Source organism: Scrofimicrobium sp. R131, from assembly GCF_040256745.1.
Taxonomy (GTDB): domain Bacteria; phylum Actinomycetota; class Actinomycetes; order Actinomycetales; family Actinomycetaceae; genus Scrofimicrobium; species Scrofimicrobium appendicitidis.
This window is the reverse complement of sequence record NZ_CP138335.1, coordinates 101,933-122,116: the sequence shown is the minus strand read 5'-3', so window position 1 is coordinate 122,116 and position 20,184 is coordinate 101,933. Positions and strand designations below refer to the sequence as shown.

Below are 20,184 nucleotides of genomic sequence, written 5' to 3'. Positions count from 1 at the left end.
CCACCCGCTAGAACAGGGTTGGGGGACCGGCTGATCTGCGCAGATTCGCCAGCGCCTCCCGACCGGTAGCCGCCTCAATCAGCAGCCACTCACCGCCTTGGCCACTGATCGTCACCGGGCGGAGCAGGGCGGTGGAGAGTAGCTCTTCCCAGCGATCCCGCGCCTCCCCCGGAGTGACTCGCGGATGCGGGTCCGCCAGCGGGTCGCGCTCCAGGTCAAACAGGGTCGAGTCGGGACCGACAGCCGGGACTGGGGTCGCCGGGACTGGAGCCGCCGGCGCCGCCGCCACCGGGGTCGCCGAGGTCAGGTCGGGGCCCGTGGCCCGCTGCAGGCCGGGTCCCGGCTTGGGCTGCGCGCCGCGCTGAAATGCCTCCGCCGCCGCCCGCGCCCGATCGTCAGCCAACTCGTTCAGCCGGTGGCCGGCATGGCCCTTCACCCACTCGAACCGATAGCTGCGCCCCCGAAGGGCCTGATCCAGTTCCTCCAGGATCTCCCGGTTAGCCACCGGCTTCCCATCGGCCTTCTTCCACCCGCGCCGCTTCCACCCGGGCAACCACTTGGTCACGCAGTTGATCACGTACTGGGAGTCAGCCAGGATGTGGAGGGGCTCTGCCGCCAGACCGGCCCGCTCGGTGGCCCGCAGCAGCTCCAGCACCGCGGTCAGCTCCCCGATATTGTTGGTGGCCGAAGGCCATCCGCCCGCGTCCCACTCGTCCGCCGAAATGACCCAGGCCCACCCAGCCGGGCCGGGGTTACCTAGGGAAGAGCCGTCCACTGCCACAGTAATAGTCACCCCCAGATTGTAGCCCGCCCAAACCGGGGTCAGGATTTACCCTTGGACTATGCGCAGATCAGGTTCTCATCCCAAGTCCTCCCGGCCCCGGTTTGACGACCGCCCGCGAAACGGTACCGGCTCGGAACTGGTCGAGCTGTTGCACCGGATCGACGGGTCCTCTTACGGCGCCTACAAGCGGGCGTTGGGCTCGTGGAATTTTGGCGCCTACCGGGTGGACTTCACCCGGGTGCAGGCCGATCCCTACGCTCCCCCGTCGTCGATCCGGGTTCGCTACCGCCGAGACCAGGTGGACCTATCCGAGACCGACCTGCACAGTCAGGATCGGCAGCTGGCCACCGCCGACTTCTTGGCCCGGCGGGCCGGCGACCTGATTCGCCAGCACGCGCCGACTCTTTCGATTGCTCCCTGCGGCCCCGAGATCCTGGAACGGTCCTCAGCCCGGGTTGGCTCGGAAGACTTCGAGCTGAGAATCGCGGTGCGTCTGCCCGCCCGGGGTCGAACCGTGCTGGGGCGCCAGGCCGCTCTGATTTTCACCGAGCAGCTCCCCCGGGTTTTGCGCGAGCTGTTCAACTTTTCCAATTCGGCCCACCGCGAGCATTGGCTGGCCCACGTCCATGCTTTGGCTGATCACCGCGCCCTGCAGCAACTGCTGGTTGAACGGGACCTGGTCGGTTTCATTGCTGACGGTTCCCAGTTGGCCCGCGCCTCCGGGGTGTCGGCCCAGCCGCTGCGCTCCGGCGTGCCCTTCGCGGCCCCGGATTCACGGCGACAGCAGGTCGAGTTGCCCCACGCGGGCGTTGTTTCGGGCCTGGCCATTCCCGCTGGAATCACCGTGCTGGTGGGCGGTGGCTTCCACGGCAAGTCCACCGTCCTGACCGCGTTGGAGCAGGGCGTCTACCCGCACGTTCCCGGGGATGGGCGCGAGCTGGTGGCGGCTTTGCCCTCCGCGATGAAGGTTCGCGCGGCCGACGGGCGTCCAATTACCCGGGTCGACGTGTCAGCCTTCATCAACCACCTGCCCACCGGCTCGTCCACCACCCGGTTTTCCACCCAAAATGCCTCCGGATCGACCTCACAGGCCGCCTCAATCATTGAGGCCATCCAGGCCGGATCCCAGTTGCTGCTGTTCGACGAGGACACTTCCGCCACCAACCTGATGATCCGCGATGCGCGGATGCGGACCCTGGTTCAGGCCGACCAGGAGCCGATCACGCCGCTGGTCGATCGGATTCGGAGCCTGCCCTCCGAGCGCGGGGTTTCGGTCATCATGGTGACCGGCGGTTCCGCCGACTACCTGGATGCGGCCGACCTGGTCCTGCAAATGGATGCCTATCGGTGCCTGGACGCCACCGAGCGGGCCGGCGAGGTGATGGCCGCGTTTCCCCGCCAGCGGACTGATCTGCCCGACTTCCCCACTCCCCTTCCCCGCTTGGTCGTGCGGGTTCGTCCCGGTGGGGAGCGCTCCCGAACGAAGACTCAGGGGGTCGACCGGATCGAGTTGGACCGCCAGGGAGTCGACGTAACGGATGTGGAGCAGATCGTTGACCCCGGCCAGACGGAGGCAATTGCGTGGATTATTCGCGGCGTCACCGAGCAGCTGGCCGACGGCCACCGCACTCTTGAGCAGCTGGTAGATGAGGTGTTGGACCGGGTGGAGGATCGGGGCCTGGACGCGCTGGTGGACTTTGGCGCCCGCCCATTTCCCCCCTTCTTGGCCCGTCCGCGAAAGGTCGATATCTGCGCGGGGATTAACCGACACCGCTCGCTCAAGATCGGATGACCGGCGGAGGCAAACCGCCTCTGATCAGGCATTTTACCTGCCGCTGCGCGAGCACTATCGCCCGGGGATGAGACTTATAAGTCTGTAGACTCATAAGGCTCATGATTCAACTATTGGATCATGTCCGTGACCCGTCTCCAGCGAGCCTTTGGGAAGAATTTTCGTTCCCACCGGCAGCAGCTTGGGCTGAGTCAGGAACGTTTTGCCGAGATGCTCGGCGTCCACCGCACCTACCTGGGCGGGATCGAACGGGGTGAGCGGAACCTGTCGCTCCAGTCGATCGAGTATTACTGCTCCCGGTTGGGGTTGGACCCGCTGACGATGCTGACCCCGGTAGAGGACGAGCAGGCTCAGCCGGACCCGAAGTTGTAGCCGCTCCAGTCAAAGCCACCCCCGGATATTTCTGGGATGAGCCCCCCTAGTTTCGGTAGCCTGTGAGCACTTGCCCCTTTCCGGAAAGGCCCGCGCGTGACCCAACCTGCAACTCCCGCCTCGGTCCCCACTGCTCCACTGAGTCGCCTGTGGGGGATCGACGTGGCTCGTTTCTGCGCCATCGTGGGAATGATGGCAGCGCACCTGCTGGGCTGGGGTGAGTACACTCCCTGGCTGGAGGCGATCACCTCCGGGTTCCCCTCCACCCTGTTTGCCGTGTTAGGCGGGTTTGGGCTGGTGTTTGCCAGTCGCCGCTACGCTTCGGCCCCGAGCTCCTGGCCGGGAATCGCGGCCGGCATTGCCCGCGGGGTAGTCGTCCTGGTCTTGGGCTTGGCATTAGAGTGGCTGCCCCAGCACCCGATTGCGATCATCCTGGTCTACTACGGGACCGCGATGATCCTGGTGGCCCCACTCATTTACCTTCGCGCCCGGTGGCTGTTGCTGCTGGCAACGGCGTTGGCCCTGCTTGGACCCCAGTTGTTGGGGGCGCTGCCGCACGACGGCTACCTGGAGCTGGGGAATCCGGTGGCGGCGGCGCAGTCGGTCCTGTTCGCAGGGATGTATCCAGCCCTGACCTGGGTGGCTTATCTGCTGATCGGGGTACTGCTCTGCCGGTGGTTTTTGGCCGAGCGGGAGGCGGGCCGGTCCGAGCGGGCGGGTGCCTGGCTTTTCATCGGGGGACTTGGGGCCGGCGCGGTCGGCTGGCTGGCCGGCTGGCTCTATCAGGAGTTCTGGTGGGAACCCCCCTGGGATTCGGGGGCGGGCGCCCCGGTTTCGGCGGGATGGAACGCCCTGCTGCAGCTGAGCACGCACACCGGCTCCACCGTGGACCTGGTTCGCACCGCCGGCCTGTCGGTGGCGTTGATCGGGCTGTGCCTGCTGGCCACGGCCCGGTCCACTGCGGTTCCGCTCGGGTGGCGACCGATCGTGGGGATGGGGGCAGCTCCGCTGACTGCCTACACGCTGCACCTGCTGATGACCTCGTTCGGCCTCTTCTTCGCCGGGGGGATGTCGGTGCTGCTTGAGCCGGAACGGGTCGGCTGGTTTTCGATTGCATTCGTGGTGCAGCTGCTGGTCCTGCTGGTCGGGGGCGCCTACCTGTTCTCCCGGCAGCGGCGCGGGCCCTTGGAGCTGCTGGTCTCTCGGGTCGCCCAGACCGCGGGCGAGTTGGCTTGGGGCCGATGGGAGCCGCGCCGCTGATCCTGGGGTCAAGACACAGGTTGGCCCGAGGAACCTAGTCCCCGGGCCAACTCTTGGCTTAGTGCCTGGCTGCTAGAGCATGCAGGACACGCAGTTCTCCACTTCGGTCCCCTCCAGCGCCATCTGGCGGATCCGCACGTAGTAGAGGGTCTTGATCCCCTTCCGCCACGCGTAGATGTAAGAGCGGTTCAGCTCCCGGGTCGTCACCGTGTCCGGGTAGAACAGCGTCAGCGACAGGCCCTGGTCCACGTGCTGGGTCGCCGCAGCGTAGGTGTCGATAATCTTTTCCGGGCCGAGCTCGTAGGCATCCTGGAAGTACTCCAGGTTGTCGTTGGTCAGGTAGGGCGCCGGGTAGTAAACGCGCCCAATCTTCCCTTCCTTCCGAATCTCGATCTTGGAGGTGATCGGGTGAATGGAAGAGGTCGAGTTGTTGATGTAGCTGATCGAACCGGTCGGCGGAACGGCCTGCAGATTCTGGTTGTACATCCCGTACTGGGCCACGTCCCGGGCCAGTTCGGCCCAGTCTTCGCGGGTGGGCAGCTTCACCGAGGAGTTGGCGAACAGTTCCCGGACCCGCTCAGTCTGCGGAACCCAGTCTTGGTTCACGTACTTCTCGAAGTACTCCCCGCTGGCATACTTGGACTTCTCAAACCCGTCGAAGGTCTCCCCCCGCTCCCGGGCAATCTTGTTCGAAGCCTTGATCGCCTCGTACGCCACCGCCATGAAGTAGATGTTGGTGAAGTCCAGGCCTTCCTCGGAACCGTAGTGGATCCGCTCCCGACCCAGGTAACCGTGCAGGTTCATCTGCCCCAGCCCAATCGCGTGGCTGCGGGCGTTGCCCTTGGCAATTGAGGGGACCGACTCGATGTTGGAAAGATCCGAGACCGCGGTCAGCGCCCGAATGGCCGTCTCTACCGTCAGGGAGAAGTCCTCCGAATCCATCGCCTTGGCAATGTTCAGGGAACCCAGGTTGCAGGAAATGTCCTTCCCCACGTGCGCGTAGGACAGGTCCGGGTTGTATTCGCTGGGCTCGGAGACCTGCAGGATCTCTGAGCACAGGTTCGACATGGTCACCCGACCGGCGATGGGATTGTCTCGGTTCACCGTGTCTTCAAACAGGATGTACGGGTAGCCGGACTCGAACTGGATCTCCGCCAGCGTCTGGAAAAAGCGGCGAGCATTGATCTTCCGCTTCTTGATCTGCGGGTTGTCCACCATTTCCCGGTAGTGTTCGGTCACCGAGATCTCGCTAAAGGCCTTCCCGTAGACGCGCTGAACGTCGTAGGGGCTGAACAGGTACATGTCCTCGTTGTTCTTGGCCAGCTCGAAGGTGATGTCCGGGATGACCACGCCGAGCGAGAGGGTCTTGATCCGAACCTTCTCATCGGCGTTCTCTCGCTTGGTGTCCAAGAACGCCATGATGTCCGGGTGGTGAGCGTTCAGGTAGACGGCCCCCGCCCCCTGCCGAGCGCCCAGTTGGTTGGCGTAAGAGAAGGAGTCTTCCAGCAGCTTCATCACCGGGATCACCCCGGAGGACTGGTTCTCGATCCGCTTGATGGGCGCGCCCGACTCACGCAGGTTGGTCAGTGAGAGAGCCACCCCGCCACCGCGCTTGGACAGTTGCAGGGAAGAGTTAATCCCCCGAGCGATCGACTCCATGTTGTCTTCGACCCGCAGCAGGAAGCAGGAAACCAGTTCCCCGCGAGCCTTCTTGCCAGCGTTGAGGAAAGTGGGGGTGGCAGGCTGGAACCGGCCGGTCATGATCTCGTCGACGATCTTTTCAGCCAGGGCGTAGTTTCCCCGTGCCAGATAGAGCGAAACCATACAGACCCGGTCTTCGAACCGCTCCAGGTAGCGCTTGCCGTCGAAAGTCTTCAGCGTGTACGAGGTGTAGTACTTGAAGGCCCCCAGGAAAGTGGGGAACCGGAACTTGAACCCGTAGGCCCGCTTGAACAGAGCCTTGATCTGCTCAAAGGAGTACTGGTCCAGCACTTCCTGCTCGTAGTAGCCCTCTTCGACCAGGTAGTCGAGCTTTTCCCGCAGGTTGTGGAAAAAGACCGTGTTCTGGTTTACGTGCTGCAGGAAGTACTGCCGGGCAGCCTTGCGATCCGCATCAAACTGGATGGTCCCATCCGGTCCGTACAGGTTCAGCTGGGCATTCAGCGCATGGTAGTCCAGCTCGGGGTTCATGGCGGTTTCCAGCCCGGTGTCAGTCAGATTGTCGACCAAAATTTCCTCAGTCCTTCTTTCACGCGCTGCACATCTTCGGGCGTGCCGAGCAGCTCAAACTTATATAGGTGAGGCACCCCCACCTTTTGGGAAACGATGTCCCCCGCCAGGCAGTATGCCGTGCCGAAGTTAGTGTTTCCACTGGAGATCACCCCCCGGCAGTGCGAACGATTTTCCGGATCGTTCAGGAACTTGATCACCTGTTTAGGCACAGCTCCCCGATGGTTTCCGCCCCCGTAGGTGGGGACGACCAGGACGTAATCGTCCTGCATGGCCAACGGCTCATCCCCCCGCCGAAGCGGAATGCGATGGGCGGGCACCCCCAACCGTTCGACAAATCGCTTCGTATTCTCGGTTGCGGACGAAAAGTAAACTACGTTCGGTTGCACCGACCCATCGCCTCCTGCTGCCAACTATCCCGATCTGGGGAACGCCTAGTTGGCGACCCCCACCAACTCTTCGGCCAGAGCCTTGATCCGGTCGGGACGGAACCCGCTCCAGTGCGACTCCCCGACGACTACGACGGGAGCCTGCTGGTAGCCCAGGCCCAAAATGTACTGCAGTGAATCCGCATCCTGCGTCACGTCAACTGTGGAATATTTGATCCCAAGTTTGTCGAGTGCGCGGTAAGTGGCGTCGCACTGCACGCACCGAGGCTTGGAGTAAACGGTGACGTTCATCTGAGGACCCTTTCTTCGATCATTCCTGTCCGCCGAGCAGACCATTTCCGCGAAATGACGCCAATGTAATCACACGCTTGTCATTTCTGCCCGACGCAATGCTGGGCACAAAAGCAACACTACACCTTGTGGTTGAAGAGTGCACCCACCCCTACAGGTTGTGTCTATCCCCAGCTGCTCTTCTTCCTGTGGATAAGTCTGGTCTCCCTGTGGAGACCGTGTTGACGGTTCTCACCGGGGTGATTTCCACCTCCTCTCTTTCGCGACAATTTGTCTTGGTTCAAGTGTCCACCCGCCTCCGACAAGTGGGTCCTGAGTCCTAGGTTTCTCCGGCTTCAGGGTTGCTCCCACCGCGACCGGCCACCCACTTCCGACCACCCAGACGGTTGTGAAAAAATGTCCACAGCGGGGGATCGGCCCGCCCGGCCGACCCTGTGGATATCTTCCAGATCCGAGCCGGAAATTGCCCCGCTCCTCGGCGTGTCGCATCCCCCCCACCACCACCGGTTCCGGATCCACCTCACATTCGACCTATACGCCCGTTCAACCGAAGGGCGGTGGCTCCCCTAAGATTAGAGCATGACTGATGCAACCCCTCCCATCATGAATGTGGAGTCCTTCAACCTGGACCACCGCGCGGTGGCCGCCCCCTTCGTTCGGGTGGCTGACCGCAAGGAACTACCTGGCGGCGACGTCCTGATTAAGTACGACGTGCGCTTCACCCAGCCCAACGTGGCCCACCTGGAGATGGACACCGTCCACTCCCTGGAGCACCTGACTGCCGAACTGATGCGCAACCACACCGATCGACTGATCGACTTTTCCCCCATGGGCTGCCAGACCGGCTTCTACGCCCTGACGTTGGACATCGGCTACGACGATTTCCTCACCCTGCTGGAGCAGACTCTGACCGACATTCTGGCCGCCACCGAAGTACCGGCAGCCAACGAAGTGCAGTGCGGCTGGGGAGCCCACCACACTTTGGCCGGAGCCCAGGAGGCCGCCCGCCAATTCCTGGCCGCCCGCGACCAGTGGAGCACCATCTTCCGGCCGGATCACCGCGAGGCTCAGCAGTGAGGGTGGCGGCCGTCATTGCCTGCGCGATGACGGAGGAACTGGAACCGTTCCTGGCTCGGGCTCAGCACGTGAGCGAGGTGGGGGGACCCGCCTCGTCCCGCGATCACCAGCGCTTCTACCGGGCCGAGTTGGCCCAGCGACCGGTCGCCCTGGTGCTGTCCGGGATCGGGCTGGTCAACGCGGCCGGCGCCGCCACGGTTGCGCTCGCCCACTTTTCCACCGACCGGTACCTGCTGGCCGGAACCACCGGTGGGCTGGGCACCCGGGTGCAGGTTCGCGACGTGGTGGCGGGCACGCGCGCCCGCTATTTCGACGCTGACGCTACCGGCTTTGGCTACGAGCCCGGCCAAATCCCGCAGATGCCGGCCGAGTACGTCGGGCTGGAGGCTCCGGCTTTCGCTACCCACGCGGGGCTGGTCCTCTCGGGTAACTCATTTGTCCAGGCCGACATTGCCGAGCAAACCCGGGCACGGTTCCCCGGGGCCCTGGCGGTGGACATGGAGACGGCCGCGGCCGCTCAGGTCTGCTACCAGCACGGGGTCGGCTGGTTGTCGTTGCGGGCGGTTTCGGACCTGTGTGGACCCGAGGCGGGGCAGGAGTTTCACGTGGGGGCCGAGGTGGCCGCCGAACTCAGTGCCCAGGCGGTCGAACGGTACCTGGCCGACTGATGTCACATGCTGGGGTGCTTGCCCCACCCGCGTCCTAGCGGCCTAAAATGGGCGTAGACGCGTAACTGGCGTGGGTGGAGTACCACCGGGGAGCGCGTGGACCAGAAGAGACGCTTGACACCGCCCGCCTGGGTGCCGAGCCTCAGACCTATGTCTAAGGATCGGTAATGTCTCAAACTGCTTCGCTCATCCCAATTCGCCGCGCGCTCATCTCGGTGTCCGACAAGACCGGCCTGGTCGAGTTGGGCCAATCCCTGGTCGAGGCCGGAGTCGAGCTAGTCTCTACCGGCTCGACGGCCGCCACCTTGGCCGGCGCCGGGCTTCCCGTTCAAGAGGTTGCCGACCTGACCGGCTTCCCCGAATGCCTGGACGGGCGGGTCAAGACCCTGCACCCGCGGGTGCACGCCGGTATTCTGGCCAATCTGGAGCTGGAATCCCACCGCCAGCAACTGGCTGACCTGGGGATCGAGCCCTTCCAGCTGGTCGTCGTCAACCTGTACCCGTTTGCCCAGACCATCGCTTCCACCAGCGACTACGCCCAGTGCGTGGAGATGATCGACATCGGCGGCCCCTCAATGATCCGCGCCGCCGCCAAGAACCACGGCTCGGTCGGGGTGATCACCGACCCGAGTCAGTACGACGAAGTGCGGACCGCCCTGACCGCGGGTGGGACCTCCACCGACCAGCGCCGCCACTGGGCCCTGGCCGCCTTCCGCCACACCGCCGACTACGACGTGATGATCGCCTCGTGGCTCGGCCAGCAACTGGAGGACGAGGCGGCCGCCCCCGCTTGGTGGGGACGCACCTACCGCCTTGAGCACCCGCTCCGCTACGGGGAGAACCCCCACCAGGGTGCCGGCCTCTACCTGCAGACCAGCCCCCAGCCCACCGGTCCCAGCCTGGCCACCGCCCCGCAGCTGGGGGGCAAGGAAATGTCCTACAACAACTACCAGGACACCTCCGCCGCCGTTCGGGCCGCCTTCGATCAGGATCGGCCCGCCGTGGCCATTATCAAGCACGCGAACCCGTGCGGAATCGCCGTGGCCGACTCGGTCGCCACCGCCTACAGTGAAGCTTTTGCCTGCGACCCCGTGTCGGCTTTCGGGTCGGTGGTAGCGGCCAACCGGCCGGTCGACGTGGCATTGGCTCAGCAGGCAGCCAAGGTCTTTACCGAGGTTATTGCCGCGCCCTCGTTTGAGCCCGAGGCGCTGGAGATCCTGCGGCAAAAGAAGAACCTGCGACTGCTGGAAGTGGCGGGAGACAGCCCGGAGACCTGGGAGTTCACCACGATCTCGGGCGGCATGATCGCCCAGCAGGTGGATCGGATCGACGCGCACGGCACCCGCGAGGACGGCACTGCCTTTGGTGACGATCCCGCCGACTGGCAGTTGGTCGCGGGCCCGGCCGCCCAGCCTGCCCAGTTGGAAGATCTGGCCTTCGCCTGGCGCGCAGTTCGCTCCGTCAAGTCAAACGCGATTTTGTTGGCGCGCGACGGCGCCAGCGTCGGGATTGGGATGGGACAGGTGAACCGGGTCGACTCCGCCCGCTTGGCGGTGGAACGAGCCAACACACTGATGGATGGGCAGAACCGGACCGAGGGAGCCGTGGCCTCCTCGGATGCCTTCTTCCCCTTTGCTGACGGCCTGCAAATCCTGATCGACGCGGGCGTGAGCGCAGTGGTAGCTCCGGGCGGATCAGTCCGCGATGGCGAGGTGATCGAATGCGCCCAGGCGGCCGGGATCAGCCTCTACTTCACCGGGACCCGCCACTTCTGGCACTAGGGGGCCGGGGATAGCACGAGGGGGAGGTCACCGGGACCTCCCCCTCGACTGCTGGCTAAACTACTTCTCTTCGCCCGCTTCTTCGGCGGCGGGCTCGGTTTCCTCAGGAGCAGCGTCGGCCACCTCAGCTACCTCAGCTTCCACCCCCGCAACCTCCTCGGGGGCAATTTCTTCCACCGGCTCATCTGTGTCTAGGTCGGCCCAGTACTCTTCCGCCCAGGGATCCTCGATCGGCTGGGAGCGCCGCCACAGCAGGTAGCCGGCTCCGGCTGCGGCCCCGGCCAGCAGGCCCCACCGGAAAACCTTGCCCGACTTGCGGTGACGTCCGCGTGAATTGGCGGCCGCCTCGACCGCTGCTACTGGAGCTTCCACTACCGTCTCTCCTACTTTCTCAGCTTCAGCTTTGGCCCGAGCCGCCGCTTCCTCGACCGCCGAGCTCAAGCGCGGCAGGTAATCCTTGACCATGTCCTCGTGGAACTGGTCCAGCGCGTCGCCAGCCTTGGAAGTCAGCTTGGCTGCACGCTCGGCCGCGGTGTCCACATAGGGGCTGGCAGTCTTGACGGCATCATCAACTGCTTGCAGGACACGCGGGGCAGCCGTCTTGACCCCGGTCTTGGTGGCTTCGGAGGCCTTTTCGAACGCCTTGACCGCCTGCTCGGAAACCACGTCCTTGATCTCCGCCGCCTTCTTCTTCAGTTCTTCTTGATCGATGTGCTGGCTCATTGTGATCCTCGTTCCCAAGTAATCCCCGGCAGTTGCCCGCTGGAACCCAACCTCTGTGGGTTAGCTAACTCCTATTGTGCCTGCCCGACGGACAAAACGCACCTTAATCCGGCTATGGATCTGGTGACGGGCGAGGGGGAAGCGGCTTGAACTGGCACCGGTTCCGGATGGTAAGGAGAGCGGCTGGAGCTGCCCAACTGCTCGTCAGTCTGCTTGCCGGTGAGCCTGCTCGCACCTTCGCGGAGAACGTCCCTGAACTGATGATCCGGGCCTCCACTGCGGGCAAACTCTCCCCAGACGATACCCCTCGTCGTTCCGCTCACAACGAAGCTCACGCCCAGGGGGAAGACACCCGCGGCCGGTAATGAGAAAATAGGAGAATGAAAGCTACGATTCACACCAATCACGGTGACATTAACGTTGAACTCTTTCCCTCCGAAGCCCCGAACACGGTGAAGAACTTCGCCGGGCTCGCTACTGGTGAACGCCAGTGGACCGATCCGGCTACGGGTCAGCCCACCTCCAAGCCGCTCTACAACGGAGTGGTGTTCCACCGGGTCATCCCGGGCTTCATGATCCAGGGCGGCGACCCGCTCGGCACCGGCATGGGTGGCCCCGGTTACACCTTCAATGACGAAATCTCCCCCAACCTGCAGTTCAACAAGCCCTACCTGCTGGCGATGGCCAACGCCGGGATTCGGATGGGGAAGGGCACCAACGGTTCCCAGTTCTTCATCACCACGGACGCGACCAGCTGGCTGAACGGGAAGCACACCATCTTCGGTGAAGTTGCTGACGATGAGTCGAAAGCGGTGGTGGACTCAATCTCTGCCACTCCGACGAATGCGCAGGATCGCCCCCTGCAGGACGTGGTCATCTCCTCCATCGACATTGTGGACTAATGTCTGATCTGCCTCGTTTTGGTCAATATGCCGCGGTGCCGCGGCAAGAGCAATGCCCGCGGCACCCCGGTGAGACTGCGGTCGACTACTGCAAGCGTTGTAATCGACCGACCTGCGCCCAGTGCACTATCCCCACAGAGGTTGGTTCGATCTGTGTCGACTGTGCGCGGCCGACAAACCGGCGGCGCGCCGCCAGCCTTGGCCTTCGGTCCGGCCCGGTGGTCACCTACGCGATCATGGCGGTCACCTTTGCCGTCTACCTGATCGGTCAGATTTGGCCCACCATCGACACCTACTTGGCCTTCAATCCGGTGCTGGCTGCAGTGCAGCCGTGGCGGTTCTTGACTGTCTCCCTCGTCCACGGGGGTTTCCTGCACATCCTGTTCAACATGATGATGCTGTACTTCCTGGGAGCGGGCGGCGAAAAGATCCTCGGCCACTGGCGCTTCCTAGGTTTGTACACCATGTCCACCCTGGGTGGATCAGTGGCAGTGCTGGCCTGGGCGCTGATTCAACCCCAATCCCTCACGGTCTGGACCGTTGGGGCGTCGGGGGCAATCTACGGCCTGTTTGGTGCGGTTCTGGTTCAGCAGCTGAGGAACCGAATCAACCCCACGTCGATTCTGGTGCTGCTCGCCATCAACCTGATTTACAGTTTCACTGCCGGTGGCGTGTCGTGGCAGGGACATCTTGGGGGTCTGATTGCCGGTGCACTGATGGCCTGGATCTACGCAGTCCTGGCTCAGCCTCGCATCGGTGTCACGCAGCGCAAACAGAACATCTGGGAGGCGCTCGCAACCCTAGGAATGGTCGTCGTTTTGGGCGCGATTTCCTACGGCTTGTACCAGCCTCTCATCGGGTAGGCAACCCGAAATCGAAACTACACGCCTGTAACTTTCCCCAGCTGTGGATTCGCCTGTGGATAACTGTGGGGAGCCGGTGAAAAGCTAGGCCGCTCCGACGAAAGGTCGTTGGAGCGGCCGATTTGTTAACAGACTTAACTAGAGAAAAATGGCGTGAACTCAAGGATTCGAACAGGGTCGAACAGCGACTTATCCGGACGACGACGCCACAAACACGCGTTGGCTAGACTCGGCTCCACTCACAGGCCCTGTGGATATCCTGTGGAAAACTGTGGGTAAGTCGGAGGTTATCCACAGGCCCACCTGCATAAACAGCTCCGCGAAGACCCCTGCTCTCCTGCGGCCAACTGATGAACATGGCCTCGACCAGGGGGTTCCCACCCAACCCCTCCATAGGGTTCCGTGCGACAGAACCTCAGCCCCTGCGTAACGTACGTTGTATCCAATTAACACGCAGACAAGTACTTATCAGGAAGAGCAGTTGAAGGTGAGAGTTAGGCGGGCAGTTGCCGCCAGCACGATGGTGGGCGCACTGGTCCTGGGGACCGCGGCCGTAGCCCAGGCCACTCCCGTACCCGACCAGGGGCCAAATACCGGAGGCACCGCGGTCACAATAGAGGCACCAAAGGTGAGTTTCACCAGCGTGTCGGCCGGGGTTTTCCACACCGTGGCAATCGCCGACAACGGCCGAACCTACGCTTGGGGGGACAATGAACACGGCGAGATTGGCGACGGATCGAGCCTCAACCGCTCCACCCCAGTTGAAGTAGCTACACCTGAAGGCGTCACTTTCACCAGCATCTCCGCCGGAGCATACCACTCCATCGCGATTGGGGACGATGGAAAAACCTATGCCTGGGGCGATAACAGCTACGGGCAACTAGGTGACGGATCCAAGACCGACCAGCCCACCCCAGTTGAAGTAGCCGCGCCTGAAGGAGTCTCTTTCACCAGCATCTCCGCCGGGGGCAACACCTCGATAGCGATCGGAAATGACGGCAAGACCTACGCCTGGGGAAGCAACGGCTACGGGACCATAGGTGACGGATCCAAGACCGACCAGCCCACCCCAGTTGAAGTAGCCGCGCCTGAAGGGGTCACTTTCACCAGCATCTCCGCCGGAGGCTTAACCTCGCTAGCGATCGGAAATGACGGCAAGACCTACGCCTGGGGCTATGTAGAATCCGGTAATCCAGATGACCAATACGGCATGTACGAACGGACTCCAGTCGAGGTAACCACGCCTGAAGGCGTCACCTTTACCAGCATCTCTGCTGGGAACTTGCATTCATTGGCGATTGGGGACGATGGAAAAGCTTACGCCTGGGGTTACGGCCAACTGAGTGACAGCTCCAGCATGCGCCAACCCACCCCGGTTGAGGTGGCTGTGCCGGCCGGCGTCACCTTCACCAGCATCTCCACCCATTTCGCCCACTCCCTCGCAATTGGAAACGACGGCAAGACCTACGCGTGGGGGCCAAACCAGTTCGGGCAACTGGGGGACACCTCCTGGACTGACCAACCCACCCCGGTTGAGGTGGCCGTGCCGGCTGGGGTTACCTTCACCAGTGTCGCCACCGGAGGTTTCTCTTCCTTCGCACTCGGTGAGGACGGTAAGACCTATGCTTGGGGTTGGAATCCGACTGGTCAGCTGGGTGATGGCACGGTGCGTAATAGGCCAACTCCGGTGGAGGTGGTGAGCGAGGTTGCTCTCACCGGGATCATGTTTGATGGGCTTGCTGGGACGACTCCGGGGGACCCGGAGAGCACTGTTCCGGTGGATAATGGTGATGGGACCTGGAGTATTGTCACCCCAGCCCATGAGGCAGGCCCGGTCGATGTGGTGGTTTCCTGGACGTTGAACGGGATCGCTCAGACCCCGATCACCTACCCGGGTGGGTTCACCTACTACACTCCCACAGCTCCCACGATCACAAACCCGGCCGACCAGACGGTTACTGAGGGTGATCCGGCCGAGTTCACCGTTACCACCAGTGGGGAGCCGACCCCGGTGGTGACTTGGGAGGCCTCTCGCGATGGGGGCCAAACCTGGGCGCCGGTCACGGAGGGCATTTCATCTGATGGTCTTACCCTGATGGTCGCCTCAAGTGTGCTGGCAGATAGTGGCACCCAGTATCGGGCCACCGCGGCCAACACCCAGGGTGAGGCCACCAGTGCCCCAGCGACCCTCACGGTCAACCCCACCCCGCTCGCCCCCACAATCACAAACCCCACCGACCAGATGGTGACCCTGGGTGATTCGGCTGAGTTCACCATCACGGCGGGGGGCACCCCAACCCCAGAGGTGGTTTGGGAGGTCTCTCGCAACGGGGGCACCACCTGGGAGGCAATCAGAGCTGACCCGGATGCCACCCCCAGCTCCAACGGGTGGGCGCTAAGGGTGGTTGGCACCCCCACCAACAACGGCTACCTCTACCGCGCGATCGCCACCAACAGTGCCGGACAAGCCACGAGCACACCCGCAAAACTAACAGTGACCACACCCACTGGTAGTGGCAACGGCCCGGACCAAACCAACAACGAGGTAACCAAAGAACTCGCAGTCACCGGGATCCACCCGAACCCCCTCCTATGGATCACCGGCCTCACCGCGCTAATCCTGGGCGCCGGACTAATCGCCACAAACCGGAGGGCCAAGCACCGCCTGGGCCACTAACCGGACCAAATGGGCTCACCTGCCACGATGCCGGTCGGCCCCTCAACCCCGATCGTGGTGAGGGGCCGACGGGACCGGTAGGTTGGCCAGTCGCGGCGGTAAGCGCCTAGGTGTCACGAAAACACGGAGCCGTAACCCAATCCCAAACAGTGCGGGACCGGGCAGCCACAGATGCTGCCCGGTCCCGCCTTGGTCTTGCTCAGCTGAGGGTGATTAGCGCCAGCGCAGGGTCATCCCGAACCCGACCAGCATGATGCCGACCCCAACCAGAATGTTCCAGTTGCCAATCTGGGGGATCGGGAACCGGCCGCTGGAAAGGTAGAAGACCACCAGGTACAGCAGTCCCACGATCAGCACCGTGATGAAGGCCGGAGCCCACCAGCTGGGGCTCAGGGGGATCCCGTCAGTCCAGCGGGCACTCACGTCCTGGTCGTTGCCGCGGGAGCCGCCGCTCTTCTTGTTGCGCTTGTCAGCCATCTGGGTAACTTCCTTACTTCTTCCGCTCGCCACCACGATCGGAACCTTCGGGGGACGCTGGTCTATATTTGCCGTCGTGCCGCTTCCCGTAGACTGTCAGTACGACAGCGTCCAAGGCTAAATCGGCGCGACTACCGCGTCTATCTTAGCCGTAACAACCGGCTTAGCACCAAAGAGATGGCCGGGCAGAACTAGCGCAGGAGGGGTGATGAGGCGAGGCAGTCGTCCGGGTCGCACCTCGACCCTGGCCGCCCAGATCGTCGTGCTGCTCATCTGCGTGGTTACCGGCATCCTGTTCGGGTGGTCAGCCAAGCTCTCACGGGCCCAGCCCACCACCTTGGACTTGAACCTGCCCCACCTGGTCGCCGAGCGTCAGGCCTCAATTGGCGAGGCGGAGTCGGCCAACCAGGAGATTCAGCAGCAGATTGACGCACTGCTGGCCGCCTCGGACGACTACAACCTAATTGAACGGAACCGGCCTTTCCTGGCCGAGGCGGTCCAGGGTCCCGGAGTTCAGGTCACATTGGACGATGCCGCGCCGGATGTGTCGGTGGATGGCAGCATCTCCCCCAACGATTTGGTGGTCCACCAGGAGGACGTGAACGCGGTGATGAATGCCCTGTGGAAAGGTGGGGCCGAGGCCATGGCCGTGCAGGGCGTCCGCATCACCCCGCGCACCCCTGTGCGCTGTATCGGCAATGTGATCCTGGTTGGCTCCACCATGTTTTCTCCCCCGTACAAAATCGAGGCCATCGGCAGTCCCGACCGCCTCGTCAACGCCGTCAACAATGATCCACAGATCCAGATCTATCAGCAGTACGTTCGGGCCTACGGGTTAGGATGGAGGCTGGACAACGCCGAAACTCTGCACCTTCCAGCTCTGACGGAAGGCCTTAGCTTCAAAACAGCCCAGGTAATTGAGGACTAGAACTCTTGACAGTGATGACTCATCAGGCTCCCCGCCAAACCCGAACCCGGTCACAGAAGATGACGGCCGGCCAGTTCATCATGGTTTCCATCGGGGAACTCCTGATTATCCTTGGGCTCCTCGTTGGCGGCTATGTCGTTTGGCAGCTGTGGTGGACCAGCGTCCAGGTATCCGGCGGAGTAAACGAAAGTATCTCGACCTTCCAGGCTGAGCACCCCGTTCAGGACACCACGACTATCGCTCCGGAACGGACAGACCCGCCGCCAGCGGTGGCCCAGCCTGGCTACGGCGAAACCTTCGGGGTGCTGCACGTGCCCAAGTGGAACTGGATGCAAATCCCGATCACACAGGGCATCGGCACCGACGTCCTGGACCTAGGTCATGCCGGGCACTATCCGGACACCCAACTTCCCGGCGAGATCGGCAACTTCGCCGTCGCCGGACACCGTCGAACCTACGGCAATAACTTCCGCCGGGTCGACATTCTTGAGCCCGGGGACCCACTGGTAGTGGAAACAGCGGACGCCTACCTGGTGTACGAGATGACGGGGAACGAAATCGTTGATCCAAGCCAGTGGCAGGTGATCGCTCCGGTCCCAAACAATCCCGGTGAGATCCCCACCCAGCGACTAATGACCATGACTACCTGCCACCCCGAGTTCGGCAACTCCGAACGCTTCATTGTTTACAGCGAGTTGAAGTACTGGACCTCCAAGGCAGACGGTATTCCGCAGGTGCTGGCAGATGAACCGACGCGCTAACCCAAGCAAGACCCGGAGGAAGCTTTCATGATCACCTGGCTGCTACAAAAGGCCCCCGGACCCCGCTGGCTCAAAGCCCTGGTGCTTCTGGCCCTGGTGGTCGTAATCTTCTACTTTCTGTTCCAGTACTTCTATCCGGTGATCAACGAGCGCTTCGACGGCGACATGACCGTGCACCAAAGCAGTGCTCCCGCTGTCTGGCAGGCACCCCTGGCGGTCGATCCCAACTTTCCGTCCTAACCTGACTGGGTCGGGGCAGGGTTTTACTCACCCCGGCTAGGGTGTGCTCCTCAGCCCTCGGTGGCCCCGATGGAACCAGGCGGTCAGGCCACCCTTTTGCGGTATGTTGTACCTACCCTGTTGGCTCCCGGTCAGCGTCATCCCCGGTCCAAGCAAGCTGGCCCACCCTCTTTCTTTCCCGTCGTCGGGACTGGTTGAGGTCCCAGCTACACTTCACCCGGCCTGAACCCGACCGCGCCAGCCAAGCCGAGCCGGGCCCGAGCCGCCACGATCCTGAGAGGGGGGAGCATTGTTCTACCTACTGCTGATCAGCGCGCTGGCATTCGTCTTTGTGAACGGCAGAAACGACGGGGCGGCCCTGGTGGCAATCGCCACCCAGACCACCGGCGTCCGGCTGTACTACCCCCTCCTGCTGCTCTGGCTGTTCCTGCCCCTCGTGCCCCTGCTGGGAGTGTGGAAGGTGGCCGACTCCCTCCGCCAGATGGCCGGACTCGAATCGATGGCCCTTGCCAGTGCCTGCTGCGTCCTGCTCTCCACCCTGCTGACCGTCTGGGGTTCGGGCCGAATCGGCATTCCCACCTCGATCACCCTGGCCCTGGTGGGCGCTCTCAGCGGCGACGCGCTGGCCCGCTCGGTTCCCCTTGACGGCGCCCTGCTGGGACGAACCGTGGGCCTGGGCCTGCTGGCTCCCTTCGTGGCGGCCCTGATCGCGGCGTTGATCTCCCTGCTGCCTTTTCACCCGCCGCGCCCCTTCAGCGCCAACCGGTGGTTGAAGTCCTTTCGGGCAACTGCCCTGACCCTGTTGGCGCTCGCCTACGCGGCTAACGACGGCCAGAAAGTGCTGTTTGCGGTGGCGCTGATCCTGGCGGCCCCGGTCGGGACCGTGGCCTTGAACGTGCCCATCATGTTTGCCGCTTCCACCCTGTTCATTGCCGGGGCGATCGCGGGGTTGCCCTCCGCCAGCCGGTTCCTGCGACACGGGATCACCGCCCTGGACCCGCTGAAACTGTTACAGGCCGAGTTGGCCACGGGGGTCACGGTCCTGGCCGGCTCCGCGGTCGGCACCCCGCTCTCCATGACCCAGTCAATTACCGGGGCCCTCCTGGGCACCGGCCTGGTCCGCTCGACTCGCGCTGTCCGCTGGGATGGGATCGCCCGGATCGGGGTGGCCTGGATCTGGACTCTGCCCGCAGCTGGCCTGCTGGCCTTCGGAGCTGAAAAACTAGTCTCGACTCTTAGTTCGTGAGAGGAAAAACCATGACCCCAACCGGAAGAGTTCGCCGGCCCGGCCCCCTTCGACTCGGCCGTAGGAACCGGAAGCCCACCATTGTGGGGGTGCTCAACCACCAGCTGGAAGTTGCGATTGAGGCCACCGAACTGGCCAACATGGTCTGCTCGCGCGAGGCCGACGCCCAGGAGTCCCGCAAACCCATGCGCAGCATTGAGCACGAGGGGGACGACGCCCAGGAGCATCTGCTCGCCCTGCTAAACCGGGCCCTGACGGTTCCCCTCGAACGGGAGGACCTGGTTCGGGCATCACGGGCCATCGACGACGTGGTCGATCACCTCCGCGACCTGGTTCGCGAGATGGCGAAGTGGGAGGTGCGAACGGGGAAGTGGTCAAAGAACATCCTGGACCCGGCTCTGCAATCACTGCGCAGCCTGCAGGCGGCGGTCAACCAGTTGGATAGCGCCAAGCAGCGGGAAGGGTACCTGCGGGCACGGTACCAGGCCCGGCAGTTGCGCCGGAAATACCAAAACGGCCTGGCTGAGATCTTCAGCGAGGAACTGTCGCTGGAAACCCTGAAGCGCCGCGAGATCCTGCGCCGGGTCGACTCGATCGGCTCCCGCCTAATTGACGCCATCGACTTCCTGATCGACGGAATGGTCAAGCGGTACCTGTAAGCCCACCGCCGGAACCAACACTGTCCGGTAACCAAATGGGAGGTCACCCCAGTTCGGGGTGGCCT

At 63.3% G+C, this 20,184-nt stretch carries 20 protein-coding genes and 1 riboswitch; of the genes, 14 read left to right on the top strand and 6 right to left on the bottom strand.

Annotated features, from left to right (window positions below; translation table 11 throughout):
• Positions 1-7 precede the first annotated feature (7 nt).
• Positions 8-793 carry a ribonuclease H family protein gene (locus SAC06_RS10185; RefSeq protein WP_412766220.1) on the bottom strand — a complete coding sequence of 262 codons (786 nt, stop codon included), beginning with the start codon at positions 791-793 and terminating at the stop codon, positions 8-10.
• 49 nt (positions 794-842) lie between these two features.
• Here SAC06_RS10185 and SAC06_RS00590 point away from each other — a divergent pair, with 49 nt between their 5' ends.
• The 3 genes from SAC06_RS00590 to SAC06_RS00580 all read left to right on the top strand — a co-directional run bounded on the left by SAC06_RS00590 (position 843) and on the right by SAC06_RS00580 (position 4,208).
• The gene (locus SAC06_RS00590; protein ID WP_350258287.1) at positions 843-2,576 is read left to right on the top strand and encodes an ABC-ATPase domain-containing protein; all 1,734 of its coding nucleotides are present in this window, start codon (positions 843-845) and stop codon (positions 2,574-2,576) included.
• A 120-nt stretch (positions 2,577-2,696) separates the two neighbouring features.
• Positions 2,697-2,948 (top strand): helix-turn-helix transcriptional regulator, encoded by a 252-nt coding sequence (locus SAC06_RS00585; protein ID WP_350258286.1) that lies wholly within the window; start codon positions 2,697-2,699, stop codon positions 2,946-2,948.
• 96 nt (positions 2,949-3,044) lie between these two features.
• The gene (locus tag SAC06_RS00580) at positions 3,045-4,208 is read left to right on the top strand and encodes a heparan-alpha-glucosaminide N-acetyltransferase domain-containing protein (protein WP_350258285.1); all 1,164 of its coding nucleotides are present in this window, start codon (positions 3,045-3,047) and stop codon (positions 4,206-4,208) included.
• Positions 4,209-4,280: 72 nt separating this feature from the next.
• Here SAC06_RS00580 and nrdE read toward each other — a convergent pair whose 3' ends face one another.
• From nrdE to nrdH, 3 genes are read right to left on the bottom strand one after another with little or no spacing between them, the layout of a single operon-like run.
• Positions 4,281-6,437, bottom strand: a complete 2,157-nt coding sequence (nrdE, locus tag SAC06_RS00575) for a class 1b ribonucleoside-diphosphate reductase subunit alpha (protein ID WP_350258284.1) — start codon at positions 6,435-6,437, stop codon at positions 4,281-4,283.
• Positions 6,422-6,826, bottom strand: a complete 405-nt coding sequence (nrdI, locus tag SAC06_RS00570) for a class Ib ribonucleoside-diphosphate reductase assembly flavoprotein NrdI (RefSeq protein ID WP_350258283.1) — start codon at positions 6,824-6,826, stop codon at positions 6,422-6,424. Before nrdI ends, nrdE begins: the two co-directional genes overlap by 16 nt.
• Before the next feature lie 45 nt (positions 6,827-6,871).
• Positions 6,872-7,117, bottom strand: coding sequence for a glutaredoxin-like protein NrdH (gene nrdH / locus SAC06_RS00565; RefSeq protein WP_350258282.1), 246 nt, complete (start codon positions 7,115-7,117; stop codon positions 6,872-6,874).
• Positions 7,118-7,696: 579 nt separating this feature from the next.
• Between nrdH and SAC06_RS00560 the strand changes: the two genes are divergently transcribed.
• The 3 genes from SAC06_RS00560 to purH all read left to right on the top strand — a co-directional run bounded on the left by SAC06_RS00560 (position 7,697) and on the right by purH (position 10,643).
• The gene (locus SAC06_RS00560) at positions 7,697-8,194 is read left to right on the top strand and encodes an S-ribosylhomocysteine lyase (protein WP_350258281.1); all 498 of its coding nucleotides are present in this window, start codon (positions 7,697-7,699) and stop codon (positions 8,192-8,194) included.
• A gap of 2 nt (positions 8,195-8,196) precedes the next feature.
• Positions 8,197-8,862: a 5'-methylthioadenosine/S-adenosylhomocysteine nucleosidase gene (mtnN, locus tag SAC06_RS00555; RefSeq protein WP_350258280.1), complete on the top strand. Its 666-nt coding sequence runs from the start codon at positions 8,197-8,199 to the stop codon at positions 8,860-8,862.
• Between the two features lie 51 nt (positions 8,863-8,913).
• A riboswitch (ZMP/ZTP riboswitch) is annotated at positions 8,914-9,003 on the top strand.
• Positions 9,004-9,029: 26 nt separating this feature from the next.
• Positions 9,030-10,643 carry a bifunctional phosphoribosylaminoimidazolecarboxamide formyltransferase/IMP cyclohydrolase gene (purH, locus tag SAC06_RS00550; RefSeq protein WP_350258279.1) on the top strand — a complete coding sequence of 538 codons (1,614 nt, stop codon included), beginning with the start codon at positions 9,030-9,032 and terminating at the stop codon, positions 10,641-10,643.
• 60 nt (positions 10,644-10,703) lie between these two features.
• On the opposite strand, the gene SAC06_RS00545 is transcribed toward purH, so the two are convergent.
• Positions 10,704-11,366, bottom strand: coding sequence for a hypothetical protein (locus SAC06_RS00545; protein WP_350258278.1), 663 nt, complete (start codon positions 11,364-11,366; stop codon positions 10,704-10,706).
• 380 nt (positions 11,367-11,746) lie between these two features.
• Here SAC06_RS00545 and SAC06_RS00540 point away from each other — a divergent pair, with 380 nt between their 5' ends.
• The 3 genes from SAC06_RS00540 (at position 11,747) to SAC06_RS00530 (ending at position 15,808) form a co-directional block, all read left to right on the top strand.
• Entirely contained in the window at positions 11,747-12,268 is a 522-nt protein-coding gene (locus SAC06_RS00540) for a peptidylprolyl isomerase (RefSeq protein WP_350258277.1), read from the top strand.
• Positions 12,268-13,131 (top strand): rhomboid family intramembrane serine protease, encoded by an 864-nt coding sequence (locus SAC06_RS00535; protein WP_350258276.1) that lies wholly within the window; start codon positions 12,268-12,270, stop codon positions 13,129-13,131. Before SAC06_RS00540 ends, SAC06_RS00535 begins: the two co-directional genes overlap by 1 nt.
• Before the next feature lie 487 nt (positions 13,132-13,618).
• On the top strand, positions 13,619-15,808 hold the full coding sequence (locus tag SAC06_RS00530; RefSeq protein ID WP_350259197.1) for a hypothetical protein: 2,190 nt from the start codon (positions 13,619-13,621) through the stop codon (positions 15,806-15,808).
• Between the two features lie 213 nt (positions 15,809-16,021).
• Here SAC06_RS00530 and SAC06_RS00525 read toward each other — a convergent pair whose 3' ends face one another.
• Positions 16,022-16,285, bottom strand: coding sequence for a cell division protein CrgA (locus SAC06_RS00525; RefSeq protein WP_350258275.1), 264 nt, complete (start codon positions 16,283-16,285; stop codon positions 16,022-16,024).
• 208 nt (positions 16,286-16,493) lie between these two features.
• On the opposite strand from SAC06_RS00525, the gene SAC06_RS00520 reads away from it, so the two are divergent.
• From SAC06_RS00520 to SAC06_RS00500, 5 genes are all read left to right on the top strand, one after another.
• Positions 16,494-17,213, top strand: coding sequence for a DUF881 domain-containing protein (locus tag SAC06_RS00520; protein ID WP_350258274.1), 720 nt, complete (start codon positions 16,494-16,496; stop codon positions 17,211-17,213).
• A gap of 14 nt (positions 17,214-17,227) precedes the next feature.
• Positions 17,228-17,974 (top strand): class E sortase, encoded by a 747-nt coding sequence (locus tag SAC06_RS00515; RefSeq protein ID WP_350259196.1) that lies wholly within the window; start codon positions 17,228-17,230, stop codon positions 17,972-17,974.
• 27 nt (positions 17,975-18,001) lie between these two features.
• Positions 18,002-18,214, top strand: a complete 213-nt coding sequence (locus SAC06_RS00510) for a hypothetical protein (RefSeq protein ID WP_350258273.1) — start codon at positions 18,002-18,004, stop codon at positions 18,212-18,214.
• 289 nt (positions 18,215-18,503) lie between these two features.
• Complete coding sequence (locus SAC06_RS00505; RefSeq protein WP_350258272.1) at positions 18,504-19,460, top strand: inorganic phosphate transporter; 957 nt, start codon at positions 18,504-18,506, stop codon at positions 19,458-19,460.
• Between the two features lie 11 nt (positions 19,461-19,471).
• Positions 19,472-20,119 carry a DUF47 domain-containing protein gene (locus tag SAC06_RS00500; protein WP_350258271.1) on the top strand — a complete coding sequence of 216 codons (648 nt, stop codon included), beginning with the start codon at positions 19,472-19,474 and terminating at the stop codon, positions 20,117-20,119.
• Positions 20,120-20,184 lie beyond the last annotated feature (65 nt).